General features: G+C 70.5%; 15 protein-coding genes. 12 read left to right on the forward strand and 3 right to left on the reverse strand.

Going from position 1 to position 11746, the window contains the following annotated elements; all coding sequences use genetic code 11:
• The 4 genes from FY549_RS07875 (at position 1) to FY549_RS07890 (ending at position 1840) form a co-directional block, all read left to right on the forward strand.
• Entirely contained in the window at positions 1-174 is a 174-nt protein-coding gene (locus tag FY549_RS07875; protein ID WP_149084548.1) for a CsbD family protein, read from the forward strand.
• A gap of 114 nt (positions 175-288) precedes the next feature.
• Positions 289-855 carry an RNA polymerase sigma factor gene (locus FY549_RS07880; protein ID WP_149084549.1) on the forward strand — a complete coding sequence of 189 codons (567 nt, stop codon included), beginning with the start codon at positions 289-291 and terminating at the stop codon, positions 853-855.
• Positions 852-1454 carry a hypothetical protein gene (locus FY549_RS07885; RefSeq protein ID WP_149084550.1) on the forward strand — a complete coding sequence of 201 codons (603 nt, stop codon included), beginning with the start codon at positions 852-854 and terminating at the stop codon, positions 1452-1454. Before FY549_RS07880 ends, FY549_RS07885 begins: the two co-directional genes overlap by 4 nt.
• Complete coding sequence (locus FY549_RS07890; protein ID WP_259614061.1) at positions 1454-1840, forward strand: hypothetical protein; 387 nt, start codon at positions 1454-1456, stop codon at positions 1838-1840. Before FY549_RS07885 ends, FY549_RS07890 begins: the two co-directional genes overlap by 1 nt.
• A 24-nt stretch (positions 1841-1864) precedes the next feature.
• Here FY549_RS07890 and FY549_RS07895 read toward each other — a convergent pair whose 3' ends face one another.
• Positions 1865-2710, reverse strand: a complete 846-nt coding sequence (locus FY549_RS07895) for an SDR family oxidoreductase (RefSeq protein ID WP_149084551.1) — start codon at positions 2708-2710, stop codon at positions 1865-1867.
• A gap of 93 nt (positions 2711-2803) precedes the next feature.
• Between FY549_RS07895 and FY549_RS07900 the strand changes: the two genes are divergently transcribed.
• The 7 genes from FY549_RS07900 to glmM all read left to right on the forward strand — a co-directional run bounded on the left by FY549_RS07900 (position 2804) and on the right by glmM (position 8938).
• Positions 2804-3169, forward strand: a complete 366-nt coding sequence (locus FY549_RS07900; protein ID WP_149084552.1) for a winged helix-turn-helix transcriptional regulator — start codon at positions 2804-2806, stop codon at positions 3167-3169.
• Between the two features lie 98 nt (positions 3170-3267).
• On the forward strand, positions 3268-4806 hold the full coding sequence (locus tag FY549_RS07905) for an APC family permease (RefSeq protein ID WP_149084553.1): 1539 nt from the start codon (positions 3268-3270) through the stop codon (positions 4804-4806).
• 38 nt (positions 4807-4844) lie between these two features.
• On the forward strand, positions 4845-5693 hold the full coding sequence (gene truA / locus FY549_RS07910; protein ID WP_149084554.1) for a tRNA pseudouridine(38-40) synthase TruA: 849 nt from the start codon (positions 4845-4847) through the stop codon (positions 5691-5693).
• Between the two features lie 54 nt (positions 5694-5747).
• A complete protein-coding gene (locus FY549_RS07915; RefSeq protein WP_149084555.1) occupies positions 5748-6416 on the forward strand; it encodes an endonuclease/exonuclease/phosphatase family protein in 669 nt (222 codons plus the stop codon).
• A 190-nt stretch (positions 6417-6606) separates the two neighbouring features.
• Entirely contained in the window at positions 6607-7053 is a 447-nt protein-coding gene (rplM, locus tag FY549_RS07920; protein ID WP_025104385.1) for a 50S ribosomal protein L13, read from the forward strand.
• Between the two features lie 26 nt (positions 7054-7079).
• Entirely contained in the window at positions 7080-7565 is a 486-nt protein-coding gene (gene rpsI, locus FY549_RS07925) for a 30S ribosomal protein S9 (protein ID WP_025104384.1), read from the forward strand.
• Positions 7566-7579: 14 nt separating this feature from the next.
• Positions 7580-8938 (forward strand): phosphoglucosamine mutase, encoded by a 1359-nt coding sequence (gene glmM / locus FY549_RS07930; RefSeq protein ID WP_149084556.1) that lies wholly within the window; start codon positions 7580-7582, stop codon positions 8936-8938.
• Between the two features lie 69 nt (positions 8939-9007).
• Here the strand turns inward: glmM and FY549_RS07935 are convergent, their stop codons facing one another.
• Positions 9008-10459, reverse strand: coding sequence for a hypothetical protein (locus FY549_RS07935; protein ID WP_149084557.1), 1452 nt, complete (start codon positions 10457-10459; stop codon positions 9008-9010).
• Positions 10456-11241, reverse strand: coding sequence for a glycosyltransferase family 2 protein (locus FY549_RS07940; RefSeq protein WP_149084558.1), 786 nt, complete (start codon positions 11239-11241; stop codon positions 10456-10458). The genes FY549_RS07935 and FY549_RS07940 overlap by 4 nt, the downstream gene beginning before the upstream one ends.
• Positions 11242-11295: 54 nt before the next feature.
• Between FY549_RS07940 and FY549_RS07945 the strand changes: the two genes are divergently transcribed.
• A complete protein-coding gene (locus FY549_RS07945) occupies positions 11296-11742 on the forward strand; it encodes a GtrA family protein (protein ID WP_149084559.1) in 447 nt (148 codons plus the stop codon).
• Positions 11743-11746 lie beyond the last annotated feature (4 nt).

The following is an 11746-nucleotide window of genomic DNA, read 5'->3' on the forward strand; positions in this document are numbered from 1 at the left end:
ATGGGCGCGGAGAACAAGATCAAGGCCGCCGCGGAGAAGGTGGCGGGCAAGGCCAAGGAAGTCGTGGGCGAGGTCACGAACAACGACAAGCTCGTGGCCGAGGGCAAGGCGGAGCAGGCCAAGGGCGACGTCAGGAACGCGGCCGAGGATGTCAAGGACACGTTCACCAAGTGACGGAGCGGGAGGAGACGCCTGTGGGGGCGTCTCCTCCCCCGCGCACCGGGTCACTCCGATCCGATGCGGCGCAGGCTCCGAACGCCTGGAGAACCGTGAACGAGGGGTGGGGGAATGGCAGCCGACCGCTGGGGTGAGGCGCTGGAGCAGGCGGGGGACGGTATCGTCGCCGGCCGGGCGATGGATGGCGACGTCGCCGCGTTCGCGGTGCTCGTACGCAGGTACACGCCGATGATGAGGGCCTACACGCAGCGGATGCTCAACGCGTCCGCCGAGGTCGACGACATCGTGCAGGATGCGTTCGTGACCGCGTGGCAGCGGTTCGGCGAGCTCGAGGATCCTGCGAAGGTCAAGAGCTGGCTCATGCGGATCGTGAGCCGGAAGGCGGTGGACCGGCTGCGTCGGACGCGACCGGCGCTCGACGTCGACGAGCTCGACCGTCCGGCGCCGCCGCAGGCCGCGCCGGACGCGGTCGTCGAGGCGCGGGCGGGCGTGGCGGCCCTGGGAGCCGCCCTGAACGAACTGCCGGAGGCGCAGCGGGAGTGCTGGGTGCTGCGCGAGCTGGGCGAGTACAGCTACGAGGAGATCGCCGAGGAACTCGGCATCCCCGTCAGCACGGTGCGCGGGCTGCTGTCCCGCGCGCGACGATTCCTGATCACGCGGATGGAGGCGTGGCGATGACCGACCACAACGAGCACGACGAGCTGCGCCGCCTCGGCCTGGAGCCCGACGACCTGGACGGGCACACGATCGAGGAGCTCAGCGACTACCTGGACGCCGGGCGCACCCCGAAAGACCTCACGATCGAGGAATCGCCGGGGTGCCAGCTCGCCCTCGACGCCCTGGAGCGACTGCGCGGGCTCGGCAGCGCACTGATGGACGAAGACGCGGCAGCGGCCCCACCCGCGGACGAGAGCTGGGTCGAGCGCGTTCTCAGTGGCATCGCGATGGATGCGCAGGCGGGACGACGCATCCCGTTCGCCTCCGACGATCCGGGCGTGGAGCTGGCGATCACCGAAGGGGCCGTGCGCGGACTGGTCCGTGCCGCAGAGGAGGCCGTTCCCGGAGTGCTGGTGGGCCGCTGTCGGCTGCACGGCGACGTCACCGTGCCAGGGGCCCCGGTGCGTGCGGCGATCGATGCGAGCGTGCGCCTCGGCGATCCGATCCGCAGCGCGGCCGATCGGCTGCGCGCGGAGGTGGATACCCGGCTGCGTCGTCATACCGAGTTGCAGGTCGTCGGGATCGATGTCGCGATCACCGACGTCAGGGAGGGGGCCTGATGAGCGAGGCAGAGCTGACGAAGGAAGCCCGCGCGGACCTCGCGTTCCGGATCGAGTCGGCGCTGCGCTCGTGCTCGGGCGTCCGCGGCGTCTACCGGTCCGCGTCGCTCGTCTCGAACCTCGTCCGCGCGGGTGCGGCGGCCTGGGGAGGCCCGCACGCAGCCGACCCGCTCGTGTCGGTCGCGGTCGGCGTGGACGGCGTCGCGGTGGGTGCTTCGATCGGGGTCGACGGGCGGGTGAGCAGCGTCGCGACGCTCCGGCACGCCCGCGACGCCGTGGACGCCGTGCTGCGAGCGGCCGGTCTGCACCGCACGAGCCTCACGCTGACCGTGGCCTACGTGCAGAGCGCCGGCGAGCCGGTCCCGGGGGAGCGCCGCCGACCGTGACCGCCGTCGGCAGCGCCCCTCCGCTCACACCAGGGCGCGGAGGCCCTCGACGAGCGGCGTCGTCGGGCGGCCGATGAGGCGCCGCAGCGTGCCGTCGGTGTCGGCAAGCGCCCCGTCGCGGATGCCCGCGTCGAGCGCGACGACGAACCCGGCGGTACCCTCGTCGAGGCCGGCGGCCCGGAGCGCGGCGAACTGTTCGTCGGCGGACAGCGGCAGGAAGGAGACCTCGCGTCCCGTGACCTCGGACATCGCGGTCGCCAGGTCGGCGTAGGTCCAGGCGACGTCTCCGGCCAGTTCGTACACCGCGCCGATGTGGCCGTCCTCGGTGGCGACGACGGCCGCCGCCTCGGCGAAGTCCTTGCGGCTGGCGGAGGCGACGCGGCCGTCCCCGGTCCCGGCGCTGAGCGTGCCGGTCTCCGCGGCACGAGCGAGATCAGCCGCGTAGTTCTCGGTGTACCAGTTGTTGCGGAGGATCACGGCGGGGAGGCCCGCCGCCGCGATGAGCTCCTCGGTGGCCTTGTGCTCGGGAGCCAGGACGAGAGCGCTCGTTGTGGCCTTCGGAGCACTCGTGTAGATGAGCTTCGACACGCCGGCGTCCGTGGCGGCGTCGATGACCACCCGATGCTGCGCGACGCGCTGCCCCACCTCGGAGCCGGAGACGAGCACGACGGTGTCGACGCCGTCGACCGCGGCCGTGACCGAGGCCGGGTCGGTGTAGTCCAGGTGCACGACCGGGACGCCGAGGTCGGAGCCCTTGGCGACGTCGCGAGCGCCGGCGCGGATCGCCTGCGGGTCGACACCGCGGTCGAGGAGCGCGGCGATGATGAGGCGGCCGAGGTGACCGGTGGAACCGGTGACGAGGATGGTCATGGGGGTCCTTTCGTTGCTGACACCCCGGACAACCACCGGGGCGGGGCCTGACATTCCGGCGGGAGGGTACCCACTTTTTGGTAAGGTACCCACGTGACGGTGAGTTTTGCGCAGATCCGCGGTTCGCAACCCGCTCTCTTCGACCAGGGCTGCGGCACGCGCATTGTTCTGGACCACATCATGAGCAAGTGGGGCGTTCTCGTGCTCTCGAGCCTCTCCGACGGCACGCGGCGCTGGGGTGAGCTCCGGCGCGAGGTGGATGGGATCAGCGAGAAGATGCTGGCCTCCACCCTCCGCACGCTCACCGACGACGGCCTGGTGCACCGCGAATCGCTGCCGACCGTGCCGCCGCACGTCGAGTACAGCCTCACGCCTCTCGGGCGCGACCTGATGGAGCGGATGCTCCCCTTGATGGAGTGGGTGGCTGCACACGCGGACGGAATGCTCGGTCGGGAATGAACTACGGAATCCTTCGCTGATCGCGCAACGACATATGGAATCCGTCGCGGGATGAAAACTATTGACGGGATCCCGCGGTCAGCCCTACTGTTCTGAGCATGGCAACGACGCCCATCCACCTCGAACGTCCCGACGGCAAGGGCCTGGCAGCAGGCACGCTCGGCCTGTGGGGATCCACCGTCATCGGCCTGGCCTCCACGGCCCCGGTCTACTCGCTCGTCGCAACGCTCGGCTTCGTCGTGCTCGCCGTCGGCGCGCAGGCGCCGATCGCGTTCATCATCGCCTTCGTGCCGATGCTGCTGATCGCCTTCGCCTACCGCGAGCTCAACAACGCCGTGCCCGACTGCGGGACCACCTTCACCTGGGGCACCAAGGCCTTCGGGCCGTGGGTGGGGTGGATGGGCGGCTGGGGGGTCGCGGTCGCCGGAATGGTCGTGCTCGCGAACCTCGCGCAGATCGCCTCCGTGTACTTCTGGTCGCTGCTCGGTCAGGACCTGGAGAACAACGACTGGCGGGTCGTGGTCGTGGCCGTCCTCTTCATCGCCGCGATGACGTGGGTGAGCTGGCGCGGCGTCGAGATCGGCGAGCGCATCCAGAACGTGCTCCTCGCGATCCAGTACCTCGCGCTCGCGATCTTCGTCGTCACGGCCCTCTGGCAGTTCTTCACGGGCGACGCCCCCGACGCCACCCCGTTCTCGTGGGAGTGGCTGAACCCGTTCGGGTTCACCGACTGGTCGGGCTTCACGGAGGCCATCCTCCTCGCGCTCTTCATCTACTGGGGCTGGGACACGTGCCTGGCCCTGAACGAGGAGACGAAGGACCCGAAGCGCATCCCCGGACGGGCCGCGGTGCTCACCTGCGTCATCCTCCTGGTGACCTACGTCGCCGTGACGATCGCCGCGATGATGTACGCCGGTCTGGGTGAGGACGGCACCGGGCTCGGCAACGAGGCCAACGCCGACGACTTCTTCCTCGCCATCAAGGACGGCCTGCTCGGTCCGTTCGGCTGGGTGCTGGTGGTCGCGGTCATCATCTCGGCGATCTCGTCCACTCAGACGACGATCCTCCCGACCGCCCGCGGCACGCTCGCGATGGGTGTCTATCGCGCGCTCCCGGCGAAGTTCAAGGACGTGCACCCGGTCTACAAGACGCCCTCGTTCTCGACCATCGTCATGGGCGTCGTCGCCTCGCTGTACTACGTCGGCATGACGCTGATCAGCGACAACATCCTGCAGGACTCGATCCTGTCGCTGGGACTCGCCATCGCCTTCTATTACGCGATCACCGGCTTCGCCTGCGTCTGGTACTTCCGGGCCGACCTGCGCCGCTCCGCCCGCGACCTGTTCTTCAAGGGGATCTTCCCGCTGCTCGGTGCGCTGCTGCTGACGGGGGCGTTCGTCCAGTCGGCGATCGACATGTGGGACGTGGACTACGGCTATACCGTGCTCTTCGGGATCGGCGGCACGTTCGTGATCGGCATCGGCTCGCTGGCGATCGGCCTGGTCCTGATGTTCCTCTGGTACCTCTTCCCGCGGTCGAAGCGGTTCTTCCGTGGCGAGAGCCTGAACCGCGAGACCCAGGTGATGGTGCCGGAGGAGCCGGGCGCGATGATCCGCTCGGTCGACGGGGGCATCTGAGACGCAGGATGCGCGCGTGGCTGTCCTAGGCTGGCCTCGTGCGCATCCGGCTCGACATCGCCTACGACGGCACCCATTTCCGCGGGTGGGCCACGCAGCCGACACTCCGCACCGTGCAGGGGACGCTGGAGGCGGCGCTCGCCCGGATCGTCGGCTCCGACGTGCGGTTCGTCGTGGCCGGCCGTACCGATGCCGGCGTGCATGCGAGCGGGCAGGTGGCGCACGTCGACCTCGACGACGCGCAGTGGGCACGGATCCAGGCGCGGCACGGCCGCGCCGCCGAGGACCCGGCGGGCAGCATCGCGGCGCGGATGCGCGGGGTGCTCGGCGCCTACCCGGATGTGACCGTCACCCGTTCCTCCCTCGCTCCGGCGGGATTCGACGCCCGTTTCTCCGCCGTCTGGCGGCGCTACCGCTATCGCCTGGCCGACGACCTCGCCGGTTATGACCCGTTGCGGCGTCTCGACACCACGACGATCCGCGGTCGGCTGGACGCGGAAGCCATGGACGCCGCCGCCCGGACGCTCATCGGGTTGCATGACTTCGCGGCGTACTGCAAGCCGCGGGAGGAAGCCACGACGATCCGCACGCTGCTCGACTACCGGTGGGAGCGCGACGCGGACGGTGTGCTCGTGGCCGAGGTCAAGGCCGACGCGTTCTGTCACAGCATGGTGCGGGCACTGGTCGGCGCCTGTGCGGCCGTGGGGGAGGGGCGCCTCGACGTGGGCGACCTCGTCGTCCTCCGCGACGCGCTGACGAGGACGAGCGAGTTCAAGGTGCTCGCGGCCCGCGGGCTCACCCTCACCGAGGTCGGATACCCCGCCGACGACCTCCTCGCCACCCGGGCGGCGCAGACCCGCGCTCGGCGCGACCACGAGGCCGGCTGATCGTCGGGATCCGGAGCCGGGGGCACAGATGGGGCGGGTAGCGTGGGGACGATCATGAAGGTCATCTCCTACAACCTGCGCAAGCACCGGGCCGCCGGCGAGCTCGCGGCGCTCGTCGACGAGCATGATCCCGACATCCTCTGCCTGCAGGAGTGCGACGTCCCAGAGCTGCCGGATCGGATCGGCGGTCTCGTGCTCGCGGACGCGACGCAGGGCAACCGGCTCGGGCTCGCGCTGTTCTACCGCGAGAGCACCTACCGCCTGCAGGGCATCCGGACCCTCGGCCTCAAGAAGTCGCTGCACGACCGGATCGCGAAGCCTGCGCACGAGCGCGTCCTCGGGGCGCGCCTGCGGGACATCGACGACGGGGGCGAGTTCATCGTCGCATCCTTCCATGCCGCGCCCCTGACGGCCTTGAACTCGCTGCGCCGGCATCAGATCCGCGCCGCCCTCGCGGAGCTCGCGACCCTCGGGGAGGGGCTGCCGCAGCTCATGGTGGGGGACTACAACTACCCCGTCTTCAAGGAGAACCTCGGTCAGGCGGTCCGCGATCAGGGGTATGCGCTGTCCCTCAGCGACGACCACACCTACACGCGGTACCGCGTCTTCCGCGGGCACTACGACTTCGCGACCTCGTCCGGGTTCGAGATCGAGCGCATCACCACCTTGCCCCAGCGCTCCAGTGATCATCGGCCGATCCTCGTGTCGGTTCGTCCGAACTGAGCGGCGGACCGGGCGGTTTGGGAATGCCGTCCGGGTGGCGTATGCTGACTCTTTGGTGCCCTTCCCTGCCTGCGGGGAAGACGCACATCCGAACGTGAGCCCTCCACTGGCGTGTTCCTCCCCGTAGGGAAGGAACCACCCCGGAGTGGGATTCACGAACACCTCCGTTCGACAAGAAAGCAGCACTATCGTGACGCGCACATACACCCCCAAGGCTGGCGAAGTCCAGCGCGACTGGGTCGTCATCGACGCCACCGACGTCGTTCTCGGCCGCCTCGCCTCGCACGCGGCGACGCTCCTGCGTGGCAAGCACAAGCCGACCTTCGCCAACCACATCGACTCGGGTGACTTCGTCATCATCGTGAACGCCGACAAGGTCGCGCTCACCGGTCAGAAGCTCCAGAAGAAGATGGCCTACCGCCACTCCGGCTACCCGGGTGGCCTCAAGGCCGTCAGCTACGCCGAGCTCCTCGAGAAGAACCCGGTCCGCGCCGTGGAGAAGGCCATCCGCGGCATGCTCCCGAAGAACAGCCTGGGCCGCCAGCAGCTGTCGAAGCTGAAGGTGTACGCCGGTGCCGAGCACCCGCACGCCGCTCAGCAGCCCCAGCCGTACACCCTCGACCAGGTCGCCCAGTAAGCGCCGTACAGACTAAGGACATACTCGTGGCTGACATCCAGGACTCCACCGAAAACCTCCAGAACTTCTCGACGTCGACCCCGGAGACCGACGCGGTCGAGGCGGCTCCCCGCCCCGTGCTGAGCGTCCCCGGCGCCGCTGTCGGCCGTCGCAAGCAGGCCATCGCCCGCGTGCGTCTGGTTCCCGGCTCGGGCACCATCACGGTCAACGGCCGCACGCTCGAGGACTACTTCCCGAACAAGCTGCACCAGCAGCTCATCAACGACCCGTTCACCGCGCTGAACCTCGCCGGTGCCTACGACGTGATCGCCCGCATCTCGGGTGGTGGCGACTCCGGCCAGGCCGGCGCCCTGCGTCTCGGCATCGCCCGTGCCCTCAACGGCATCGACGCGGAGAACAACCGTCCGACCCTGAAGAAGGCCGGCTTCCTCTCCCGCGACGCCCGCGTCAAGGAGCGCAAGAAGGCCGGACTCAAGAAGGCCCGTAAGGCGCCTCAGTACTCGAAGCGTTAAGGTCCACTGCTCCGATGCCGATCTTTGGCACGGACGGCGTGCGAGGACTCGCCAATGGCATCCTCACCGCCGACCTGGCGCTCACCCTGGCCCAGGCGACTGCTGTCGTCCTGGGCCAGGGCCGTACTGCGGAGGCTCGCAAGGCCGAAGGCAAGCGACTCACCGCAGTAGTCGCCCGTGACCCCCGGGTCTCCGGACACTTCCTGACCGCCGCCGTCGCCGCGGGTCTCGCCTCTTCCGGGGTCGACGTCCTCGAGGCCGGGGTCATTCCGACGCCCGCTCTGGCGTTCCTCGTGGCGGATCGCGACGCCGACTTCGGCGTCATGATCTCCGCATCGCACAACGCGGCGCCCGACAACGGGATCAAGATCTTCGCCCGCGGCGGGCGCAAGCTCCCCGACATCGTGGAGCAGCGGATCGAGGAGGCCATGCACGGCGAGATGCTGCGCCCGACCGGCGCCGGCGTCGGCCGTATCGACCGTTTCTCCGACGCGGAGGACCGGTACGTGGTGCACCTACTCGCGTCGCTGCCGCACCGCCTCGAGGGCATCCACGTGGTGCTCGACTGCGCCCACGGTGCCGCCTCCGGGGTCTCGCCGGAGACGTTCCGCGACGCGGGTGCCGAGGTCACGGTCATCGGCGCCGACCCGGACGGGTGGAACATCAACGACGGCGTCGGGTCGACACACCTCGACAACCTCGCGGAGGCGGTCGTCCGGCTCGGGGCGGACGTGGGCATCGCGCACGACGGTGACGCGGACCGCTGCCTCGCCGTCGACGCGCAGGGCAACGTCGTGGACGGCGATCAAATCATGGCGATCCTGGCCCTCTCGATGAAGGAGCGCGGCCGTCTCACGGACGACACGCTCGTCGCGACCGTCATGAGCAACCTCGGTCTGCACGTCGCGATGCGCGAGCACGGCATCACGGTGCGCCAGACCGCCGTGGGCGACCGGTACGTGCTGGAGGACATGAACGAGGGCGGCTACGCGCTCGGCGGTGAGCAGTCCGGCCACGTGATCATGAGCGAGTACGCCACGACCGGCGACGGCCTGCTCACCGGCCTGCACCTGGTCGCGGAGATGGCGCGGCAGGGCAAGTCCCTCGCGGAACTCGCGTCGATCATGACGGTCTACCCGCAGCTGCTGATCAACGTCCGCGACGTCGACAAGGATCGCGTCGCCGAGGACGAGGTGGTCCAGCAGGCGGTGCGTGACGTCGAGGCCGAGCTCGGGGACACCGGACGCGTGCTGCTGCGCAAGTCCGGGACCGAGCCGCTCGTGCGGGTCATGGTCGAAGCGGCCGACTCCGAGTCGGCCCGCTCCTATGCCGAGCGCCTCGCGGCGGTCGTGCAGGAGCGCCTGGCTCTCTAGGACAGCAGTGCCCGAACCGGCCGGTCGCCTCGGCGACCGGCCGGTTCGTCGTCTCCGGTCGTCGGCAGGTCAGGGAGCCGCGCAGAGGCGACTGGTGGTCCCCTCGGCCAGCGTCGCCGTGGTACACGTGCCGAGCGTGAGGCGCGGAGCCTCCGACATGGAGGGCGCGTCGTGCAGGCCGAGATGCGCGCCGGTGAGCACCACCAGGGGCACCGCCCATCCCCAGGGCTCCGCGGCGACCCACTCGACGTCGTTCTCCGCCACCCAGGCTTTCAGCGGGGCCACGTCGGCGCGTTGCATCGCGAGCGTCAGCCCGCGGGGGCTCGCGGCGTTTGCGACCTGCAGCACGGCGCCCGTCGCGACGATGACGCCGATCATCGACACCGCCACGGTTCCGCCGACCCGCCACGCGCGTCGCTCGGGAAGCCGCCTGACCGCCCAGACCGCGACGGCGGCGAGGACCGGGAAGAACGCGAGGATCCCGGGGGCGGGATGGCGGACCCACAGGGGCAGCCGTGACGCCGTCGCCCACCAAGCCACGAACGCGAGGGCGCCGACGACGGCGGCGAGCGCGTACGCGATGACGACCCGCTCCTCGGCGGTGGCCGTGCGCCAGCGACGGACGACGCCGACCGTCGCGAGCGTGAGGGCGAGGACCGCGCCGACCACCGCAACGGCCGGCGGCAGCGACCAGGAGTCGGCGAGGGTGCCGAGCTTCTGCAGCACGGTCGTGGCGGCGTCCGTCTGACCGCCGCTGCGCACGAAACGGACGAACGCGCGCAGATGCTCGATGAACCCCGCTGGGCCGAGGGTGAGGAGCGCCCCCAACTCGAAGAGAGCGGTCGGTACCGCCGAGAGAAGGAGCGGAAGCCAGGCGCGGCGAACGGTGTCGCGAAGACGCGCCCACCCGTGGCCGTCGGCGAGGACCCAGAGCGCGACCGCGAAGGCCGGGAGGGCAAGGGCGGCGATCAGCTTGGCCTGCACGGCGAGGCCGACGAGCAGCCCCGCGAGCCAGGCCCGACGCGGCAGGACGGCCAGAGCCCAGACCAGGAGCGCCGCCGCGGGGATCTCACCGAGGAGGTCGGCCGGCCCCTGCAGGGGAGAGACACCGGCATCGGCGGTGAACGCGAGCGGGACGGCCACGGCGAGGAGCGCGGCCCACCGCCCCGCGATCCGACGCCCGAGGACCGCGAGCCCCGCGAGGAGGAGCACCCAGAAACCGAGCGGGACGAGACGCGCGGCCAGCACCGGATCCATCCCGGTGGCCAGCAGCGCCGCGACGGGCAGGAGCACGACCGGTCCGGTGGAGATGCGTGGGTCGAACGGCGTGATGGTCGATCCGGAGAGAGCGCCGTCGCTCGCGTAGCCGAGACCCGCGAGGAGGTTGCGCGGCACGGTGAGGTTGAACGCCTCGTCCTCCCAGAAGCGCGCCACCGTGAGGCTCTGCCAGGCGAGGACGACATGGCCCACCACGAGGGCGGCGACCGCCACCCCGAAGAGGACCGTGCGTAGCCGGCTCATCGTCGCACGGGCTCCGGGCGGCGGACGGCGCGGAGCGGAGCGGACGGGCGCAGCGAGAGCAGCCAGGCTTCGGCGAGGGCCGAGCGGACGAACACGCGCAGGCGCTTCGGGGGCAACGGGAGCCCACCGCCCCGGCCCCACATGGTGCCCGTGGCCGACGTCCCGCGACGGGGGAGGCTGGCGACCCGGACGTAGCGGACCCGGAAACCGCCGCGAGCCTCCGCGAGGGAGAAGTGCACGTGGGGCACGGTCGCGTCTGCCGGCACCGCGTCGACGAGTACCCGCAGCGCCTCCGGACGGTAGGCCCGCAACGGCGTGTTCACATCGGGGACGCGCCGCCCTGCCGCGACGGCGATGAGAACGCCGACCGCTCCGGTCAGGGCTTTCCGATACCAGGGGTCGGTGCGTCCGTCTCGCACGCCGTGCACGACGTCGGCGTCCTCGGTCGTGAGCGCACGGAGGAGCCGGGCGAAGTCGGCGCCGTGGAACTGGCCGTCGCCGTCGACGTGCACGAGAGCATCCGGCTCGACGGCGAGGCCGGCGCGGTACGCCGCCAGGGCGGTCGGGCCGTGGCCGCGGTTGGTCGGCTGCACCTGGACGGTGGTGTCGACGACATCGTCGAACACGGCGGCCGTCGCGTCGGTCGAGCGGTCGTCGGCGATGTGGAAGGTGACCTCGTCGGCGAGCGGGGCGACGGCGTCCCTGATCTCATCGATGAAGCCCCGGATGCCCTCCACCTCGTTGTAGGCGGGCATGACGATGGCGAGGTGGCGGAGAGTCACGGAGTCCTTGCGGTGGCGGTCTGCGGGGGTATCAGCCAGTAGCCTAGTTGAGCCATGAATCCTCCCTCCCGACTGCGTCGCCTCGCCGGCGTGGGCAGCCGCTTCCTCGTGGTCGGTGCCCTGAGCACCCTGATCGAGGTCGGCGTCTTCAATCTGCTGGTCTATGCGTGGGGATGGGACGTCGTCGCCGCGAAGGTCGTGGCCTCGCTCGTCGCGCTGATCAACGCCTACATCGGCAATCGGGAGTGGACCTTCCGGCACCGGGACCGTCGGGGACGCGTCGCCGAGGTCGCCCTGTTCCTCGCGACGAACGCCGTGTGCACCGCCCTCGGCGCGGCGCTGGTGTGGATCGGCGTCGAAGCGGTCGGCGGCGTCCTCGGCCGGACTCCCGGAGCCGTGGCGGTCAACGTCGTGAACCTGGTCAGCATCGTCGTCGTCGTGCTGCTGCGCTTCGTGCTGTACCACTCCATCGTCTTCCGCGTCGCGACGCCGAAGGCCTGATCGG

Origin of the sequence: Microbacterium sp. 1S1, assembly GCF_008271365.1 — a bacterium.
GTDB lineage: Bacteria > Actinomycetota > Actinomycetes > Actinomycetales > Microbacteriaceae > Microbacterium.